Source organism: Carboxylicivirga sp. (genome assembly GCF_982718395.1).
Map to the genome: position 1 here is coordinate 152,962 of NZ_CEXQWX010000001.1, position 21,587 is coordinate 174,548.

Here is a 21,587-nt window from a genome sequence, read left to right on the forward strand (position 1 = left end):
ACCGACTTTATTTAGATTTGGGTAATATTTTTATTAAATACCGAAGATTTTATAACCAATAGAGAATGTTACAACATTGGTTTTCTGACCAATGTTAAATGTTTTAAGATCTGAAATATCAGACAAACCCCACTCATAGCGCACATCAGCAGTTAATTTCCAAATTTCAACACCTCCACCAGCTTGAAAAGTCCAGTTTGTACTTTTAAATTCATCCCACTCTGGAATATCTGTTTTTGTTTTGGCAATGAACGAGGCTACAGGTCCGGCTACACCATATACCTTTAAGGCTTTTAGGTCTAATAACTGTAAATTAGCCAAAATAGGAATATCCCAAGTGTGAAAAGTATTCTTACTTATATCTTCAACTGTCATTTCGGTTGATTTCTTGGCATAGTAAATTTCAGGTTGTAATGATAATGAGCCAAGCAGTCGAACTTTACCATAGGCACCAATTAAAAATCCACTGCTAGCTTCATTTTTAATGTCTGTTTCATCAGGAATATCACTTAATTTAATTTTAGTTGAGTTAAAACCTGTTTTCAATCCAATTGCTACACGATCTTGTGCGGATGTACTTATTACAGCGATTACTAGAGATAGTACTAATAAAGTTTTTTTCATGTTGTTAAGTTTTACTATCAATGGACAATTTGAAATTAATAGTTGGATTCTGTTATGAAGATTTTCTCAACTTCACAATGAAATCCGTTGTCCATTGCACATTAATAGGTTTATATAGTTTTCCGAATATCACATTGGTAAGACACATGTATATTGAAATACACTTACTTTTTTTAGTAAGGAATTACAATTATTAACGACTAAGCAGGTAAAGTTTAAAATATCAAATACTTATACAATGCAAAAAATAATCATTTTATTAGCCATAACAGTCTTCTCAGGGCTGAAGTTAAATGCGCAGGAAGGAATTCAGGTCAATGAGGAGGCACCATTATTTGTTGCCAATGACCAAAACGGGGATGTAATTGACTTGGCCATGGAGCTTAAAAAAAGCCCTGTTGTGATTGTGTTTTACAGAGGTCAATGGTGTCCATTCTGTAACCGCCATATGTCGGCTTTGCAGGATTCTTTACATCTGATTAATGAAAAAGGTGCTAAAGTGATTGCCATTACACCTGAAAAGAGTGAGGAGATTAAAAAAACTGTAGAAAAATCGAACGCTAAGTTTTCAATCGTTTATGATGAAAACCATCAGATAATGGATGCCTATGATGTTACTTTTACAATGAGTAAGAGCAAACACCTGGCTTATAAAGCATATGGTATCAATATTAATGAAGCAAGCGGAAATGACGACCGGGCGTTACCGGTGCCGGCTACTTTTATCGTATCAAAGGATGGTATTGTTACAACTCGCCATTTTAATAAAGATTATAAGAATCGCATGACGGTTAAGGAAATTCTGGAAGCGCTTTAAGTAGTTGAATAAACTGTGTACAGTGCACAATTAAAAGAGATTATCAACTAGGTCAAAGACCAGGTAGAAAGATGTAATTTAACTTGTCCAATTGTTTAATTGTCGGATGGAATGAAGCCTTCATCTAACCTGATATCAAGTGTCAGGTAATTTTTATTGTCGATATAAAGATAGAGTGGACCATCTTCGCCACCTTCGTATCTTGTAGATTTTCTCAACAATGTAAGAATATAATGGTCCCAGTCAGATTCGCAGCAGCTTAATGTGCAATTGGTGTTAGTGAACGAAATGGTACCATCTTTTGAGGCGGTGTATTGACCACCACAAGTATTGGCAGATAGTTGTAAGCTAAATTCTCCCTGCTTGGGAAATGAAATATTAATTGGTGTTTCATTTGGCTCATCCGAAAAAGGGTAGGAAGGAGCATTTACCGATGAGATGGAATAATCTTCCTTGAAATAGTGTTTGTTACTGACGTATGTGGCAGGATCGCATGCTGTTAGCAAAACTATAACAACGCTTAAAAGGGTAATTTGGGTTTTCATATGGTTAAATTTATTCTTTAACGGTCAGATGGAACTCTCGATGAATTTTAATCATTCTCTTGTGTGAAAATTAGAATGCAAAATTCATGTTCGTTTCATATGGTTAAGTTTTAGATCATACACTTCTACCTGTGTACAATTTTCCAATTAAAATTTACAGGTTCGTTTTATATCAGGTTTTGTAGGTATAGACAATAGATCAGTTTAAAGGTTGCATCAATAATGAGAATTTTTTAGTCTGGGATAAAACGAAGTTTAAGCTTAATAGTGTCGTCAACCGGAAATCCTTTATTGCTTGCCGGAATCCAGTCGGCACCTTTTCGAATGGCGCGAATCACTTCGATTGAGTAATCTTCGCCCGGGCTGCGTTTAATATCAATATTGCTGATATCACCTTTAAGGTCGATGGTTACCAGAACCACTACCTGTTCTTTTTTACCTGAGCCGCTCTTAGGATAGCGCAATGACTTTTCAATATCTGTAATATATTTCTCCATTCCGCCTTGCGGCTCAGCATCGATAAACTCTGTAATTCGTCGCTTTTCCTCCTCAGAATAACCAGTTGTAACCACTTCGCTTAAAGCAATTAATTCTTCTTCGAGCATGAAATTAATCGAATCGTCAGCATTACCGGTTGATTCTTGGGGTACAAAGCCAATAAAGTTGGCTAATAATGGTTTTGATGAATCCTGTGCCGGGATGGTCATTTCATAGTGTCCATCCATATCAGCAACGGTACCTAGTTGTGTACCTTTAATATGAATATTGGCACCCGGCAAAGGTTTATTATTTCGATCCATCACTCTGCCTCTCACAATTTTGAGGTTGCTATCCTTTGAAGAACTAGTGTAGCCTTCAATTTTGGTGCCTTCAATAGTACCAAAATCCACAGAAAAAGCTTCATTCTCCACCTTCTCTTCTCTTCCCATTCTTTTGGGAGTTTCCACTTCAACGTTTTCAGCGTCAGCCAGAGTGAAATCATTAATTGTTTGTATTTGTTTAGCCTCCTGCTGAATCGGGGTTTCTTTATTTGCCTCTGCCTTACTAACCGATGGACTTGGAGCTTGTGCCAACTTTTTTTGTTGAGGTAGCTCATCCAAGGATTTCTTTTCTTTTGCCACTTCGGGAATGGCAGACTGTTTATACTCAGTTTGTTTAGGAATCTGTTCGGAAACAGACGGTTCCATTCTACTTTCAGAAACAGTGGCGGGTTCATCAGGTACAATCCACCATAAGGTACTCACAATTCCAATGGTTAATGCAAGAGATGCAGCTGCATACATTGCCGGGCGTCGCCATAATGGTTTTGTTTTGGTGCCAAGTTTAGCTTTGATATGCTCAAGGTCATGGTTAATCGAACCGGAATCAATTGATGCGAGTCCTTCCAGCGCATCCTGTTCAAAGGCGTCGTTGAGAAGCTGACGCTCAAATTGATGCGCTTCTGAGGGCGGCATTTCATTGTTCAGATACCTTTGAAAAGCATCTGCATCGTTTGTTTTGATATGTCTCTTTTTGCTACTCACTATACGATTCGATACAAATTTTCAAATTACGCTTTCCGTTCTGAATATAGCTCTTTACTTTCTTGATATCGAGCTTTAAATTATCACTTATTTCGCGATAGCACAATTCTTTAAAAAAGAATAGCTCAATGCAGGCCCGCTGATGTTCACGCAAGCGATTTAAGCAATCCTGCAGTCGCTTATCCATCTCTTCGGGTTCCCATTCGTCATTATCAGGATGCAAAACAAAATCGGATTCCATAAAACCAGCTTCATTTTTCTCAAATTCTTTTTCTTTTCGAAGCTGAGTTTGCTGACTTCGCAGAAACATCAGGCAATGGTTTTTTGTCACCACATATAACCAAGGCTTAAAATTATCAACCGACTTGGTTAGTAATTCTTTACCCAGCTTTTCAAATATATCGGTTACAGCATCCTGTGCGTTTTCTTTATTCTTTAAATATTTTAAGCATACACCATATACAAGGTGCATGTAGCGTTCGAATAATAATCCCAACAGATCTATATCGCCGCTCTTTCTAAATTCGCTCAGAAGCTGATCGTCGCTTTTCTCTTTGTTTTTTAACCAATTAAACACCATACCTTCTTTTGGGAATTTTTAAAAGTAGAAAAAATATCAAAAACTTTTATGGAATTTGATTTGAAGCTGCATCCTAGGGTAAACGTTTAATTTAAAAACCTTATGATGATGAAAAAGATAGCTTTATTCCTGATGACATCTATGATGATATTAATGGGCAGTGCTCAGGCTCAACTAAGAACAGTGAGCGGTCATGTGACAGACGGAACCGGTGCAGCGTTGCCGGGTGTGAATATTGTTAACCTTCAAACCAAAGATGGCACCATCACTGATGCAAAGGGTTATTACCAGATTAAAGTACACAGCGAAAATGATATTCTTAGTTTCGCATTTATTGGTTATGAAACCAAAGAAGTTAAAGTAGGAAATCAGACGACTATCAATGTGACATTAAAACCGGATGCTTGTGAGTTGGATGAAGTGATAGTTGCTGGTTATGGTGTCCAGAAGAAACAATCTGTTATGAGTAGTGTGACGATGGTTAGAGGTGTTGGAAAAATAAATAGGAATAAACCATTAATGGGCCAGGCTGCCTATTTTGCACCTACCACTTTCCGACAGGAATTTAATACCGAAAACTATGCCTCGATCAATGAAAATGGCTATAAAGAAGTGACCAAACAACCACTGTCAACCTTTTCCGTTGATGTTGATCGCGCATCATACACCAATATCCGTCGCTTTTTAAATAACGGACAATTGCCTCCAAAGGATGCAGTACGGATTGAAGAGATGATTAACTATTTCGATTACGATTATAAGCAGCCAGATGGAGAACATCCTTTCTCGGTTAACTCCGAAATGGCCATGTGTCCCTGGAATGAAGAACATTACCTGCTAAAGGTTGGTCTGAAAGGTAAAGAAATAGAAAAGGAGAATCTGCCGCCCTCTAACCTGGTTTTCTTATTGGATGTAAGCGGTTCGATGAACAGTTCCAATAAATTACCATTATTAAAATCATCATTCCGGTTATTAGTGAATGAATTAAGACCGGAAGATCATGTGTCGATTGTGGTTTATGCCGGTGCTGCCGGCGTGGTACTTAAACCTACATCGGGCAAGAATAAAAAAGAAATACTCGATGCCTTGGATCGATTGGAAGCAGGTGGCTCAACAGCCGGTGGTGCAGGTCTGAAACTGGCTTATCAGCTGGCCAAAGAAAATTATCAGAAGCATGCCAATAACCGGATTATTCTGGCAACTGATGGCGATTTCAACGTAGGAGTCAGTTCCAATGCCGGCATGGAAGAGTTGGTGGAAGCAGAGCGAGACAATGGCATTTTTATGACAGTATTAGGCTTTGGAATGGGTAACTATAAAGATGACCGCATGGAGATAATAGCAGACAAGGGAAATGGGAATTATGCCTATATTGACAACCTTCAGGAAGCACAGAAGACTTTAGTCAGTGAGTTTGGAGGGACTTTATTTACCATTGCCAAAGATGTGAAGTTTCAGATTGAATTTAATCCTTCAAAAGTGTTGGCATATCGTTTAATCGGCTACGAAAATCGATTGTTGAATGACGAAGATTTTAACGATGACACCAAAGATGCTGGTGAAATAGGGGCGGGGCACACCGTTACTGCTTTATACGAGATTATTCCAGTGGGAGCTAAGGATAGTAAAGAATGGATTAAGTCCGTAGATCAGTTGAAGTACCAGGAAAAAAAATATGCGGTAACTAAGGAGCATTCGGATGAATGGTTGACCTTAAAACTTCGTTACAAACAACCGGATAAAGACAAAAGTATCCTGCTTCAGGAGGTGATGACTGGTAATGTGAGAAGTTTTGAAAAGGCCAGTGCTGACTTCCGGTTTGCAGCATCGGTAGCCGGATTTGGAATGGTATTGAGAGACTCACCTTATAAAGGCGATGTGGAATTTGAAGTATTGAAAAGAATGGCAAAACAAGCCAGGGGAGCTGATGAACAAGGTTTTAAAGCCGAGATGATTCGCCTGATAAAAACTGCTGAGAGTCTTAGTCAGCAGTATGCGACGAATGAATAGCTTAATTATTATCTGATCTTTTCCAAAGTTCTGAAACTTTGGAAAAGGTTTTTGGATGAAGTATAGTCGGGATTACAATAACAATTGAACTAATTGAAGCAGAATTAAGCTAGGGATCGTATCTTTATTTACATTATGGGTATTAAAGATGCGATCCTTATGCAACACAAATAGACAAATCGACGATTCAACAAATTAACAAAAATACCCCTATCCAACAGTTTTATTCTCAATCCCTGCCAAAGCAATATCCTCCCAATACTTTGGATAAGACTTCGTTATTACCTTCGGATCATCAACCACAATATTAGGGAATTGTATAGCGGCCGGAGCAAAGGCCATTGCCATGCGGTGATCTTTATAGGTGTTGATAATAATTGGTTCATTATTGTCAACAGCAGTTGTTTCACCATCCCACGATAAATCATCAATGTTATTGCTGTTAAGTATATAGCCCAATTTCTTTAATTCATTAATCAGGGCAGTTATGCGATCTGTTTCTTTGATTTTTAATGTTTGTAAGCCGGTAAAGCGAAACGGCACATTCAATAAACAACAAGTGACTGCCAATGTTTGCGCTAAATCAGGTTCATTAATAAAATTATAGTTGAACTTGGAAGGTTTCGTCTCTGTGTTGGTAAGGGTGGTTCCTTTTTGAGAGAATTTTGTTTTAACCCCCAGTTTTTCAAACATCAGCTTCACGTTGGAATCACCTTGTAGACTAATCTTTTTAAGTCCTTTCAGGTTCACTTCCATTTGCGGATTCAGAGCTGCTATTTCGTACCAATAACTGGCAGCACTCCAGTCCGATTCAGCTGTTACCACTTTGGGTTGGTATTGTCCTTCAGGAACGGTTATCACATTTCCTTTCCAGTGACTGGCCACACCAAAATCTTTCATCAGGGCCAAGGTCATTTCCAGATAAGGGCGTGAAATAATATCGCCTGTCAACGTTAATCGTAAACCATTTTCAATGGTTGGTGCAATCATCAGCAAGGCCGATATATACTGGCTGCTAACGTTACCCGGAAGCTCCAGTTCACCTCCTTCAAGGTTACTGCCAAAAATGCGTAAAGGCGGATAACCTTCTTTCTCCACATATTCAATTTTGGCTCCAAGCTGGTTAAGTGCATCCACCAATGTTTTAATGGGGCGCTCCTTCATGCGGCTCGATCCGGTGATCACCCATTCACCAACAATCTTTGATAAAAAAGCAGTTAAGAAACGCATGGTTGTGCCAGCTGCACCAATATCAAAAGTGGTGCTGTTTGACCGTAATACCTTCAGCATGGCCTGCGTATCATCACTGTCCGACAAATTCTTAATCTCATATGGACTATAGCTCAAAGCATTTAATAACAGCAATCGATTGCTAATGCTTTTTGATGAAGGAAGTTGTATCTGAACTTTATCGTTGGTTGATTGGTATTGTAATTTATATTGCATCATCATATTCTTCTGGAATCGATAAAAGGATTGAGTTTATGCTAAACCTATATTTTGTCAGGATTATTAAGCATCTTGTAATTTGTCTTGAGTCTTATGTCTAAAATCTTAAACCTACTTGATATTACAGTAAAAATGCAAGGCATCAAAAACCTCTTCTTTACTTGCCTGACAGTTAATCTGAATCTTACCAATCTCTTCCAGTAAGGTGAAGTTAATCCGGTTAGAGTCATTCTTTTTGTCGTGAGTCATTAATCTGTATAATTCCTCAAAATGATCCTGCGTAAAATCAAAATGACCAAATATTTCTTCTAACTGATTGGCAATTTCCATTACCAATGGCATTGGGAAGCCTAATCGGATATGTGACAGATACAGTTCGCAAATTATACCATAAGCAACGGCATAACCATGCAGCATTCCTCTGCCTTCATGCATCGCCAAACTCTCGAAAGCATGACCAAAGGTGTGACCAAAATTTAGTGCTTTGCGAATATGATTTTCAAGTGGATCGTTTTGTACGAAATAATCTTTGATCCGTATTGAATCTGCAACCAGGTCTTTTAGAGCTTCATAATCAGGATTCAGAATGTCAAAAGCTTTTAGTTGTTCCCATCGTTCAGCCGAATAGATAAAGGCATGCTTAATCATTTCGGCAAAGCCCGAGATAATATTTTCATTGTCCAGTGTATCTAAAAAGCTGGTTTCAATCAACACAGCTGTTGCCTGATTGAAGACACCTACTTCATTTTTAAACCCTTCGAAATTAATACCAGTTTTTCCGCCTATTGATGCATCTACCTGTGCCAATAAAGTTGTTGGAATATTAATAAACTGGATACCTCGCTTAAAAGTAGAAGCAGCAAAGCCACCCAAATCGCAAGGCATACCGCCACCAAGAGTAATTAATAAAGATTTTCGATCGGCTCCACCATGACTTAAAAGATGCCACACCTTAGCTAAAGCCTCAATGCCTTTATTGTTATCACCGGGCTCAATAATAACCGTACGCTCTTTTGATATACCAACAACATCCTTGATCTTTGGATAACATAGCTGATAGGCTGTTTCATCAGATAATAAAAAGACTTTATCGTGAGGAAAATTACTGATAAAATGCTCAATATCTTTCTTTAAATTTTCAGCGATAAAAACATTTGATTCTTTCGATAATAATGGAAACATTACTAATAATTAATGATAAAACAAGCGAATTATACTCTATAAATTGAGTTGGTAATAACAATTCTCGCCATACGGATTGTTTGATGCTTGCAAAAATAGTTATTTTTAGCGATTGAAAATATGTTTTTACTTGTCTTTAAGAAAAAGCAACAATTTGTAAGTAAAACTTGATGATAAATGTCATGTTGTTACAATTACTGTGTTTTTGAAGTAATAACTTTTCGATGATGAAACTGAAATTTGATAATAAAGAAAAAGCTAAACGTCTCAGTACTGTGTTGCGTATTTTGGTATTACTGGCAATCGTACCAATAGGGATCAATTATTTGTGGTTAGAGACTTCTGATAAAATGATTGAAATGTTGATCTGGCTGTTTCTGATACTGGTTATCGTGCTTTATTATTTGGGAGGTTTCTGTTATGTTGAAGTTGAAGGAAATGAGCGTTTACTGGATGTGAAGTATTATAATTTGTTTCCATTTTGGCGCGAATACAAACGAATTGTGCTACCACATGAGCGCATTAAATATGTAAAAGTACGAAGAGGCATTGGTGTTTTAGGTTCGGGTTTAATTATATGCGGAAGAGTCAAAGGGCGAATTGCTATGTTTCCAACCGTTGGTTTAAGTGCTTGCAATAAAAAAGACATTGAATTATTAAAATCATATGCCAATCAAATATCAACTAATAAAAAGTCGTGATGCGAAGATTAATATTGTTTTTGTTTGTAGTTAGTATTTATCAAGTCGCATTGGGGCAGTTTCATAATAAAGACTGGTACATCAATCCAAAAATATCATTTGCCGATTATAGTAACCGAAATGATTGGAATGGTTATAGCATTCGAAAAGTACCACCAATTTCCTTATCTGTTGAAAAGGGAGTGACCGATTATTTAAGTGTAGGTGCTTTAATGGGGTTTAACAATGATAAGTACGTTAATGATACTTTAGCGACCAATGTTCATAAATATTCTGATTTTGCCATTGGTGGAGTAGCAAATATTCATTTTGCAGGTTGGATTGAGAAGTGGAGCAATTATTCGATTTTCCTGGGCGATTGGGATATATATGCCGGTACAGGCTTGTTGTTTAAATGGAGTAATTCAGAAGAAACCGATGTTTGGATTGAAGAGCAAGAAGAGTTTCAGGATTCAAGCGAATCATCATTTGCTGTTAAACTCAGACCGTTGGTTGGTGTGCGTTATTTCTTAAATGATAATATATCCATGCTGGTTGAAGTGGGACATGGTAATCTGGGATTGGTGACCACTGGTATAACATTTAGAATTCCTCATGACTATTGATGTGCATAGATCGTTAGAATTTGAACTATTTATTAAATACTAAGTACGAGTCTGAAGTATCAAGACGCTTTACATTGTGCGAAAATATTCTTCTAAAACGATGTTAATCTTTTGTTTGTAAACTGTTTGCACAACGAGCAATATAAGTTGTTTTTCGATATAGAAAATGTAAGTGGTTAATCATTGTTTTGTCAATTTTTACCAATGAATTAGTGCTAAATTCAAATTATTTTCTACTTTTAATAGTCATTAATCAAACCTCACTTGTCTGATAGACTAATATATCAAATTGCCATTAGCCTGATTAAAGGCATTGGGCCTAAGTTAGCTCGCAATCTCATCGCTTACGTTGGTGATGAACAGGCTGTTTTCTCTCAAAGTGTAAGGTCATTATCAAAAATTCCGGGTATCGGTCATAACCTTGCAACTGCAATTAAATCTGCTGAAGTGTTGCCACGAGCCGAACAAGAGTTGGAATTTATTCAAAAGCACAATATCCAAATCTTATACTTTACTAGTGATAATTATCCAAGACGTTTAAGTTATTGTGAGGATGCTCCAATTATTCTTTATACCAAAGGAAATATACAGTTGGAAGGGAAGAAGATGCTTGCCGTTGTAGGTACGCGTAAAGCGTCAGATGACGCAAAAGTAAACTGCGAAAAACTGATTCAAGGAATTGCAGAGCGGTATCCGGGAACTGGCATTGTGAGTGGATTAGCCTATGGAATAGATGTATGTGCTCATAAATCGGCATTGAAAAATAATTTACCAACATTTGGTGTAATGGCGCACGGACTGGATCGAATTTATCCGTCTTTACACCGCAATATTGCTAAAGAGATGCTTGACTATGGTGGTTTGGTGACTGAGTTTATCTCCGAAACCAAGCCGGATAAACCCAACTTTGTTCGCCGTAACCGTATTGTGGCGGGATTGGTTGATGCAGTGATTATGGTTGAATCCAGCATTAAAGGAGGAGCCATTATCACTTCACGTATTGCAGAGTCATATAATCGTGATGTATTGGCATTTCCAGGCAATCCGTCAAAAGATTTAGCTAAAGGCGGGAATTATTTAATAAAGAAAAACATAGCGGCATTAATAGAAGATGTGGAAGATCTGGAGTATGCATTAGGATGGGAAAGCAAAGGGAAATCCAAGGCTGTACAGTCAAGTCTTTTTCAGTCATTTAACAGTAAAGAGGAAGAAGTGCTATTTAATTTAATGCAGGAAAATAGAGAACTAACAGCTAATGAACTTTGCTTAAAAAGTGGCTTGCCAGTTAGTAAAGTAAGTGCTTCCATGTTATCGTTGGAATTTGCAGGGTTGGTAAAACCTTTGCCAGGTAATGGGTTTAAGCTAATTAGGTAAAACAAGTGAAATAAATACTGAATTTTTAAATATTAAAAGCAAAAAGTCGGTGATCAGGCAAACAAAATTGGCTATTTTGCGTAAAGTTTTTTTAAGACATTAGGATAGTAGAGTAAAAAACTAAAGTTAGGGGACATGGGCGTAAATACCCGAACGTTAATCAGTTTTAGATTAAGTGGGAGGATTGCATCATTGATGTTTATCCTTAGCTTGTTGGTAGGAGTTAATGTTAAAGGACAAAGTATTAGTACTTGTGGTAATGGAAGCCTAACTGGTTTAGAAGTCCTTCAGAATGCAATTCCTGACCCTAATGCCAATGGTCATATAAATAATGGTAGTTGGTCCATTACCTCTGGATTAACAATTATTGATCCCGGAGGTAATAATAGAGCAGATGATGATATTATTTCTGGTTTTGTTGCTGGCAATACCTATAATGTGCAATGGGAGCATACAAGCGGTGCTACTTATGATGTATCCATTATTGTATCCGATGCTCCTACAGTACATACATTCTCAGCTATAAATCCAAACCCTTGTGGTGCTTCCTATACTCCACAGGTGTTGCTTGATGTGTCAGGAGGAACTGGTGATTACAATGTCACTATCGAAGATGAACTAGGCAATATTGCTTACAACGCAACATTAACGAACCCTATATCTAATACGACCATTAGTTTAGGGAATACGAATATAGATAAAACGTTTACGCTTACTCTTATTGAAGATGCTAATGGTTGCCCTGCTCCTGGCTTGCCAATAAGTCGAGATTTCACATTTACTTCGGCAGTAATTCCAACTACAAAGAATATTACTGGTAGTAATGAGTGTACTCCTGACGATATTTTTATTACTCTTAATGGCTCCGAGTTTGGGGTGGATTATTACTTGGCACGCGATGGAATGCAAGTTACAGGAACCCAAGCAGGAGGAGGTACTCTCAATTGGACCGATAATGTAATTGGAACCTATGAAGTGTATGCTGTCAACCCATGTGGTGGAGCAGACATGAAAATGAATGGTTCATTTTCTTTAGAGCAAACACCTGCAGATAAGACTTTTATTAGTTCTGGTGTTCAATGTTTAAGCGGAGTTGTTAGTTTTAATAATTCGGAAAACAATGTTCGTTACAACTTATATCGTGAAGATAGAGTTTCGGGCACAGTCACTTATACTGGTATTTCCCGAATTGGTGATGGAGGAACCATTACCTTTCCAGCGCAAGTAGCGGATGGTATTTATACGATTGAGGCGGAATCCTCATCGGGTAATTGCTCGATATTTCTGACACCTTCTTTAACAATTATCAATCCTGACAATTTTAACTTAACAGCTCTGGGAGGTGTCACTACATATTGTCAGGGATTAGCTAACTCTGGAATAACATTAGAGCTTGATGGCTCAGAGCCTGGTAATTCTTATCAGTTGCGTCGTGATATCGGCGCTGGTTTTGCTGATTATGGAACGGCTCAAGGTAGTGGTACTGGGGCAGTATTGCAATGGACAAATGTGCCACATGGAACCTATGAAGTTTTGGTAACAACACCTGAAGGTTGTCCTGAAACAATGGGTTTAGTGGTGATAACTGAAACACCCTTACCTACAGCTACGATTTCCATTGATCTTGCAGACAACTCAAAGTGTGATGGTACTAACCGGAACTTTAACCCCGTAATTGATTTTACTGGAGTTGCGCCATTTACATTTACTATATCTGACGATAAAACTCCTGCTAACACCTGGACTTTAGTTTCCAATAGTGATAAATATACTGGCTTCTTTATTGATCCGAACAGTACAACAACCTATACAGTAACACAGGTTATAGGTGGTAATGGCTGTGTTGGAACAGGTGCCGGCGCCGCAACTATAACCGTTAAAGAATCTCCTACAGTAACTATAACTGGAAACTCAGATGTTTGTGCAGGTCAGAACCTTTTATTAACGTCCAATCCAAATATTACCGGAGCTGGTTTAGCTATCACTGGTGTATTATGGGGGAATGGAGCAACGACAAATGCAATAACGGTTAGTCCAAGTACTGACCAGATATATACTGTAACAGCAACTGCCAATAATGGATGTCAAACAACAGCAACTCATAATGTAACGGTTAATGCATTGCCTGTTATTACATTTTCTGCATTGGATCCATTTTATTGTGAAGATCATGCTCCTGTTGCAATGGATGCTACTCCGACAGGAGGTACATATTATGTAAATGGTAATCCCCTCGGATTAGGTGTTACATCATTCGATCCTGGCAATCCTGCATTTTTACAAGATAATAACACCATTTACTATGAGGTAACTGACATTAATGGCTGTACAAATACAGCCAACATTCCAGATGTGGATGTAAAACCGCTACCAACCCCCCAGATTAATAACCTTCCATTAACTATTTGCTCAGATGCAGGGCCTCAGACAGTTTTTGGAGTACCTGGTGGAGCTAATGGAAGTTTTAATATTATTGGCGCAGGATTAACATATGTAGATAATGGTGATCACATTATTATTGATCCTTCTACAAGTGCTTCAGGCTTCCCTTACACTGTTGAATATGAATATACGGATGGATTTGGATGTAGTGTAACGGTGTCACAAACTACTGAAATAATTGACTTTAGTGTTGGTGTATTAACCTTGACCTCTAATCCCAATATAACCGGACCGATTTGTCCGGATGATAATACCGATTATGATTTAACAGGTTTAGTAGGAGGTGCAACAGTATTAGCAGTTGGAGGTGTAGCAACAATTACAGGAACCGGAGTAACCGATAATGGTGATGGAACTGCTGTATTTAATGCTGTTACTGCTGGGGCCGGTCAACATACAGTTACATTTACTTATACCAATAATGGATGTTCAAGTTCCACAACAATGACTATTGATGTGGGTATTAATATGACCCTGGATCTGGCTTCTTCATATTGTGCTGGTGTTCCACCTCAAACAATTACGGCCACGCCGGATGGAGGAACCTTTAGTGTGAAAGAACCTGGCGGTAATGTTACCAGCCCACCAACACTAGGTGGTGCCCCTGCAGGAACAGAGCAATTTACCTTTGACCCAACGGCTCTTGCTAATGCAGGTCAAACAGGTGATTATGAAGTGAGTTATACTATCGTTGATGGAACAGGTTGTGTTACAAAGCAAACTTGGACTACCCGAGTGGACGGTGCAGTGGATGCAACATTTGATGGCTTACCATTAAATGTTTGTCTGAATGAACCGGCCATGACACTTAAGCCTAATGGCTATTATGGTGGTGCCGATACAACAGTTATTTTTACAGGTAATGGAATAGTATCTAATATTGGAATATTCTCTCCACAAGCAGCTGGTATTGGCACACATACGATTACATGTTCTGTGGAAGTATCAGGTAGTTGTACTTCTGTTCATACGCAGGATGTTACTGTCGTAGGTACACCCAATATTGATATTATAGATTTGGCAGATGCCTATTGTTCGGATGATGATTCTGTTTTAATTTCTGCATCTAATGCTGGGGATGCAGGAACTTATAGTTTTACCTCGACAGCAAGTCCGTCTACTGGTAATCCAAATCCATTGAGATATCCTAATGGGGATGGAGATGATGCCACTGCCAATTTTAACCCGGCTGTTGATCCATCTTTGTTATCATGGACTTACTACGTTACATATACATTTACTCCTTCAGGTCTTGGAGCTGGTTGTCGAAGCGAGATAACTAAACCAGTTACCATTTATCGCAATGAAGCCGTTGATTTTAGTGGTGTGTTACAATCAACATATTGCCAAAGTGATGCGATCTTCGAAATTGAAGGCTCAGAAACAGGTGGTGAATTTTATATTGATGGTGTACTATGGGGAACAGGTTTAACCGACCTGGGAGGAGGTAAGGCTGAGGTGAATCCGGCAGTGCTTTCTGTTGGAAACCATACCATTACCTATTCTTATGAGCGAGTTAACTTATTGAAAAACTGTACGAATACTCGTGATCGATCCTTTGACATTATTGACGGACCGGTTGGTACATACTCAGTTACAGGTGGTGGTCCTTATTGCTTAGGTGATCCGGCCGGTGTAACTGTTAGTTTAGATGGTTCAACTGCAGGTGTGGTTTATGAATTATATCTGGATGGTAATCCAATGACACCTGCAAGAACAATTACCGGTCCTGCTGGTGGTGGTCAGATTGACTTTAATACTGTTACCGATTTGGGTACATATACAATTGTTGCTCAACAAGGAACTTGTGAACGTATCATGCTTGGTTCGGCTTATGTTCATACTTATGATTTAAATTTGGGAATCAACAATGTAACGAATGTTACCTGTAATGGAGGTAATGATGGTGTTGTTAATTTAAGAGGTACTGGTGGTAGTGGTGCATATGAATATTACATATCGGATAATGCTGGTGCAACCTGGACATTAAATACCAACACTGTTCCTAATGAGTTTGTTGATTTGACAGCGGGAACTTACCACTTCCGTATAATTGATATGGATGTTGATGCACCTTGTGTATTAGATGCGGCTCGATATGTTCAGGTGACAATTCTTGAACCTGGTAATGGATTAGTCATTACACCAACTGAAGTTCAGAAAGTTGGATGTAACTGTGCAGCAGATCCGGCGCAATGTGATGGAATTGGTGCCATTAGTATTTCTGGCGGAACTAAATTTACCGATTTAGCAACTTATCCAAGTGGTTACGACATTGTTTGGCCGGCATCGGTTACTAACTTAAGTGCTGATAAGTTGGTTGCATCTGATTTACCAGCAGGCACTTACAATGTTGTGGTAACAGATGCTTTAGGTTGCTCAGATAATATAGATGTAATCATCAATAACGAAGCACCACTAAATTTGGTGTTATCTGCTGTACCAGCTGTTAACCCAACTGCTAATTTATGTTTTGGCGATAACATTGCTGAAGCTGTGGTGATTGCCAGTGGTGGTTCAGCTACTTACGAATATTCATTAGATGCTGATGAAAACTGGTTGACTGGCGCGGCCACATATACAACACCTGTTTTATCAACAGGAGCACACACCATTTGGGTTCGTGATGCCAATCATCCAAATTGCAAAACATCTGTTAATGTGAACATTAGCGGACCGGCTACAGCATTGGATCTCAACCTGGTAACAACTGCTGAAACATGTGCAGGAGCTGATGACGGTAAAGTTGAGTTACAAATATCAGGTGGTGTTGGACCATATGAGTATCGCCTTGATGGTAGTGCTCGAGCAGCGGTCCCTTCTCCACTTCCCGAATTAACAGGTTTAGCAACTGGTGCTCACACAGTTATTGTGTATGATGCCAACAATTGTGAAATAACCAAATCCTTTGGTATTGATCCAACAACACCAATTACACTGTCAGGTGTGGCTACATCTGTATCTTGTAATGGAGGAGCAGATGGTAAGGTTGTGCTTACAGCTAATCCTGCCAATGTTAATTATGTTTACAGTATAACTGGAGTTAATGGTGCTCCACAAGGCCCGGTTTGGCAAGCATCCAATGAATTCTTGACTTTAGATTCGGAAGCTGATCTATCAAAAACTTATACTTTCCAAGTGAAGGACAATGTAAGCGGATGTTTATCAGCCGAGATAGATATTGATATTACACAACCACAAAGTTTCACAACGGTAGCAACACCAAAACATGTTACATGTTCGGGGGATGCCGATGGTGAAATAACTTTGGTAACTACTTATGTGGAAGATCCAACGGTTATAGGTGCTTTCGAATATTCAATTGATGCTGGCGTTACATGGCAAACTTCACCAATTACCGGATTGAGTTCTGGTTTTTATAACATTCTGATTAAAGATTTATTCAATGCATGTGAAGTTAGTCACCCAACAGCCATCCAAATTTCAGAACCTACTGATGGAGTATTGAATGTTACTCTTGTTGATAAATCAGATTTGGAATGTATCGGCGATGGTGATGGTGAGATTAATGTAGATGTAACTGGTGGTTGGGGAAATTATTCTTACCAATGGCGTAACAAAGATACCAACGAAGATTTTGGAACTGCTCAAGATTTGAATAATACTGGTGCCTCGGCCAATAAAGATATTCCAGGAGCAACTTATATTTTAACAGTCACAGATAATAATAGTTGTTCAACAACTTTTGAACAAATTATTACTGAACCACTACCTTGGAATATTACCCTTAACACTACTCCAAACACAATCACCAATGCGGACGATACGCCAAATGTGATTCAGGGAGATGGTACCGCCAACCTGGCAGCAGTTAGTGGCGGAAGTAATTCTGAAAATTATGGTTATAAGTGGTACGACTCAACCGGAACTGAAATTCCGGGAACCGAAGATGCTACTTCTATTAATAATTTAGATCCGGGAGATTATTCAGTAACTATTACTGATCTTACGGATGGTTGTACTGAAACCCGTAATTTCACAATTGGTGATACAACCGTACCATTAAACGTGAACATTGATTTCTTCCATCCGGAATGTTCTGGTGATGATGGTCGATTTGAAGTGTCTGTTTTGGGTGGTGTTCCAAATTACACCATCAAGTATAAACGCAATGCCGATCCACAAATTACAATAACAACGGCCAATACATTTACAGAAATTTTTGGAGCATCCGGTTCATACATAGTTATTGTTGAAGACAGCAATGGTGGAAGCATCGAAGAAAACTTTACTATCAATCCACAAGCAGGTATTTCCATAACAGGAAGTGCTTCGTTTATAGCTAATTGTCAAACCCAATTAAGTGTAACCCCAGTTGTTCCGGCAGGCCTTGGTGAGAATTACACAGCTTCGTGGACAGTTCCGGCGGGCGCACCTGCTTTACCAGATGTGGCTCGAACAGCTGCAGATAATGCGTTTGCTATTACCGAGGATGTCTCAATACCAGGAGATTACATCCTTACAGTTAAGCATGATACAAAGAGTTGTTTCGAAACCTACACACTTACGGTTGAAGATCCAACTATCTCTGTTACAGAAGATTTAAGCAGGCATAAAAACATAAGCTGCAATGGAGGCCTTGATGCTTACCTGGCAGTCAATGTAACCGGAAGAGAGCCTGGTCATGTCTTTAATTATGTTTGGCAAAATACAACAACAGCAGCCGCTCCAATTAATACTGGTAACCGAAATACTTTGGGTGATGCCGAAAATGTTGACACCGGTGAGTGGGAGGTAACTGTTGAAACATTTGATGGAACATGTATTGTTATCATTCCGTTACAAGAAGTAACTCAACCAAATGTTTTTGATATTACGTCGGTGACTCCCAACCATGTCAACTCATGTGCCAACGATAATGTTGGCTCATTGTTAGTTGAACTCGAAGGTGGCACCATGCCATATACAGTAACTGTCACTGATGGAACAACACCTGTATCACAAACTTTAAGTAGTTCTACTTTTATATTTACAGGTTTATTACCTGGTAATTATACCATTACAGCGCAGGATGCGAACAACTGTGGTTTGCCTTCAGAAAATGAAACCATTAATGCACCTGACCCAATTGTTGTTAACAACTTTACCGGCGCCATTGATTGTAATCCTAATAATGATGGTATTATCTCTTTTAATATTACGGGCGGCGTTCAGTCTCCAGGAAATATTAGTAGTTATGCCCTTATTATTGAGGGTGATAATGGCTTTAGTTATAGCGATGTGATCGATGTAGACTGGGATACAGAAGCAAATCCTTATCCATACTCATTTAATAATGGAACAGGGCTGGCACCGGCTACTTATACTGTTAAGCTGTGGGATGCCAACGCTAATGCAGGAACAAATGTGACTTGCCCGATTCCGGTTTTTGAACAAAGTACAACTTTAGGTCACATTTATATTAGTGGTGATGTAACACCTGTTACATGTAGTGGTGGTAATAATGATGGGGCCATTTCAAATGTAACTATCACAGGTGCCTCGGCCAATACCTCTTTTGACTGGATGCCTAAAGCAGTTCCTGGTTTTGACTATGCTGCTTTAAACCAGACCAATATACCAGCCGGAGTTTATACCTTAACTTTCACGGATGCTGACAGACCGTGTGATGTTATCAAAGTATTTACAGTTAACGATGGCCATACTTTAACGATTTCATCATTTTCAAAATCTGATGTAAGTTGTTACGGAGGAAGCGATGGACGTATTGAATTAACTGCTTCACCAGCAGGTGGTAACTATGTGTATTCGATTGATAATGGTACTAACTGGCAATCATCCAATGTGTTCGAAGGTTTATCATCTGACGATCCGGTTGGAACGGATTCCAAAACTTACCAAGCCTTGGTACGTGACCTCAATTATGGTTGTATTTCGGCAGTTGAAAACATTGTGATTAATCAATCTCCAGAAATTATAATTGGAGGGCCAACAAAGATAAGTGACATTACCTGTATTGGGGAAAGTAATGCTGTTTACCAGGCAGCCGCCAGCGATGGTGTTGGTGGAACCTTGTTTGAATACGCCATTGAATTAAATGGTTCAGGACAGCCAATTTATCAGGATAGTCCGATATTTAGTGGTTTATCTTCAGGTACTTATCACCTATGGGTACGTCGTAAGGGTACGAGTTGCGCAGCTTATCAAGCTGACTACATTACTGTTTCAGAACCAACTAATGGTGCTTTATCGGTTGTGCTCGATGCTGCAACAAGCAATTTAGCTTTAGACTGCTATGGCGATATCGATGGTGTAATAAATGTAAATGTTTCCGGAGGATGGGGAGCTGCGGATACTGATTATACTTATGAGTGGCGCAATAAAGCAACTAATGCACAAGTTGCCCTTACACAGGATATATCAGGTTTAAGTGCAGGCACTTATGTTTTAACCGTAACTGATAACAATGGTGGTTGTTCAACAACATTTGAACAAACCATTACCTCGCCTTTAAAGTGGGATGTAAGTATTTCAACAACAGATAATACCATACCAAATACCGATTCAGGTGCAACAGGTAATGGTACAGCTACTTTAAGTCCGGTATCAGGTGGAAGTATTCCAGCTACATACGAGTTTGACTGGTACCTGTCTGATGGAACTTTAATTAGTTCAGATAAAGTAACTACGGCTCTAAGTGACCTTAATCCAGGTGATTACTATGTAATAATTACTGGTGGCGTAGCTGGATGCGACAAACAAATTGACTTTACAATAGGTGATACATCTAAGCCATTGGCCATTAATGTAACGCACACCGATGCAGCTTGTAATGGCGAGTTGGGAACCTTGCGTGTGACCATGACTTCAGGCACACCTCCATATGCTATTGCCATACAGCAAACTGGTTACCCAGCCATCACGGTTAGTACTTCTAATAGCACTTATTTATTTGAAGACTTGTTGCCAGGTATATATAATGTGAGGGTAGAAGATGCCTTAACTGGTTTTGTAACTGATACAGAAGAGATAGAAGAACCAGATGCATTTTCTTTGTCTGGTAGTATTGATTATGACTTGTGTAAAGCTCAATTAACACTCGATATTTCAGTTGTAGATGATTACCTGGTTACATGGACCGTTCCAACTGGTGCAGCTACAATAAGTGATTCTGATATTAATGGAGATCAGGTTGTTGAGTCAGGAATAACAATGGCTGGCGAATACATTGCCAATGTCTTAAATAAAAATACAGGTTGTTCTGATTCTTATTCATTCATCGTTGTTGAACCATCATTCACAATTATTGAAAATGTTGCGCAACGCAGAGATGTGAGTTGTTTCGGAGCTACTGATGGATACATTTCAGTAACGGCTATTGGTCGAGAACCAGGTCACCTGTTTACATACGAATGGACCAATGGTACCGATACTTATCCTACTGGTAATGTACCTTCTATCGGTTCTTCTGATCCCGTTGTTGCCGGAACATGGTCAGTTACAGTAAGTGATGAAGGTACCTGCTCGCAAACACTCCCGGGAATTGTTATTAATGAGCCTACCGAATTGGTTATTAATACCATTAATAAAACTGATATAACAACTTGCAACGGAGATGATTCCGGTCAGCTTGAGGTGATTGTATCAGGAGGTAGTGGCACTTATTATCTGGATTACACTGGAGATAACCTTCCTGATTTAACTTCAACTACCGGTACCTTTACTGTTAACAACTTGTTGGCAGGTAATTACCAATTACGCGTAAGTGATAGTA

12 protein-coding genes are annotated in these 21,587 nt (G+C 38.9%); 6 read left to right on the forward strand and 6 right to left on the reverse strand.

Annotated features, from left to right (window positions below; translation table 11 throughout):
* Nucleotides 1–33: 33 nt before the first annotated feature.
* Nucleotides 34–624: a porin family protein gene (locus tag AC4MRQ_RS00625; RefSeq protein ID WP_491195692.1), complete on the reverse strand. Its 591-nt coding sequence runs from the start codon at nt 622–624 to the stop codon at nt 34–36.
* Nucleotides 625–862: 238 nt separating this feature from the next.
* Here AC4MRQ_RS00625 and AC4MRQ_RS00630 point away from each other — a divergent pair, with 238 nt between their 5' ends.
* Entirely contained in the window at nt 863–1,441 is a 579-nt protein-coding gene (locus tag AC4MRQ_RS00630) for a peroxiredoxin-like family protein (RefSeq protein WP_491195693.1), read from the forward strand.
* Between the two features lie 95 nt (nt 1,442–1,536).
* Here AC4MRQ_RS00630 and AC4MRQ_RS00635 read toward each other — a convergent pair whose 3' ends face one another.
* From AC4MRQ_RS00635 to AC4MRQ_RS00645, 3 genes are all read right to left on the reverse strand, one after another.
* On the reverse strand, nt 1,537–1,986 hold the full coding sequence (locus AC4MRQ_RS00635; RefSeq protein WP_491195694.1) for an META domain-containing protein: 450 nt from the start codon (nt 1,984–1,986) through the stop codon (nt 1,537–1,539).
* Nucleotides 1,987–2,219: 233 nt separating this feature from the next.
* A complete protein-coding gene (locus AC4MRQ_RS00640) occupies nt 2,220–3,509 on the reverse strand; it encodes an energy transducer TonB (RefSeq protein WP_491195695.1) in 1,290 nt (429 codons plus the stop codon).
* The gene (locus AC4MRQ_RS00645; protein ID WP_491195696.1) at nt 3,502–4,089 is read right to left on the reverse strand and encodes an RNA polymerase sigma factor; all 588 of its coding nucleotides are present in this window, start codon (nt 4,087–4,089) and stop codon (nt 3,502–3,504) included. The genes AC4MRQ_RS00640 and AC4MRQ_RS00645 overlap by 8 nt, the downstream gene beginning before the upstream one ends.
* 105 nt (nt 4,090–4,194) lie before the next feature.
* Here AC4MRQ_RS00645 and AC4MRQ_RS00650 point away from each other — a divergent pair, with 105 nt between their 5' ends.
* Nucleotides 4,195–6,099 carry a vWA domain-containing protein gene (locus AC4MRQ_RS00650; protein ID WP_491195697.1) on the forward strand — a complete coding sequence of 635 codons (1,905 nt, stop codon included), beginning with the start codon at nt 4,195–4,197 and terminating at the stop codon, nt 6,097–6,099.
* Between the two features lie 210 nt (nt 6,100–6,309).
* Here the strand turns inward: AC4MRQ_RS00650 and aroA are convergent, their stop codons facing one another.
* Nucleotides 6,310–7,545 carry a 3-phosphoshikimate 1-carboxyvinyltransferase gene (aroA, locus tag AC4MRQ_RS00655; protein WP_491195698.1) on the reverse strand — a complete coding sequence of 412 codons (1,236 nt, stop codon included), beginning with the start codon at nt 7,543–7,545 and terminating at the stop codon, nt 6,310–6,312.
* 114 nt (nt 7,546–7,659) lie between these two features.
* Nucleotides 7,660–8,730 (reverse strand): 3-dehydroquinate synthase, encoded by a 1,071-nt coding sequence (gene aroB / locus AC4MRQ_RS00660; protein WP_491195699.1) that lies wholly within the window; start codon nt 8,728–8,730, stop codon nt 7,660–7,662.
* A gap of 224 nt (nt 8,731–8,954) precedes the next feature.
* Here aroB and AC4MRQ_RS00665 point away from each other — a divergent pair, with 224 nt between their 5' ends.
* The 4 genes from AC4MRQ_RS00665 to AC4MRQ_RS00680 form a co-directional block, all read left to right on the forward strand.
* Nucleotides 8,955–9,431: a hypothetical protein gene (locus AC4MRQ_RS00665; protein ID WP_491195700.1), complete on the forward strand. Its 477-nt coding sequence runs from the start codon at nt 8,955–8,957 to the stop codon at nt 9,429–9,431.
* On the forward strand, nt 9,431–10,036 hold the full coding sequence (locus AC4MRQ_RS00670; RefSeq protein ID WP_491195701.1) for an outer membrane beta-barrel protein: 606 nt from the start codon (nt 9,431–9,433) through the stop codon (nt 10,034–10,036). The genes AC4MRQ_RS00665 and AC4MRQ_RS00670 overlap by 1 nt, the downstream gene beginning before the upstream one ends.
* 264 nt (nt 10,037–10,300) lie before the next feature.
* Nucleotides 10,301–11,410, forward strand: coding sequence for a DNA-processing protein DprA (dprA, locus tag AC4MRQ_RS00675; protein WP_491195702.1), 1,110 nt, complete (start codon nt 10,301–10,303; stop codon nt 11,408–11,410).
* Between the two features lie 135 nt (nt 11,411–11,545).
* A partial coding sequence (locus tag AC4MRQ_RS00680; protein WP_491195703.1) for a hypothetical protein occupies nt 11,546–21,587 on the forward strand: 10,042 nt, incomplete at its 3' end.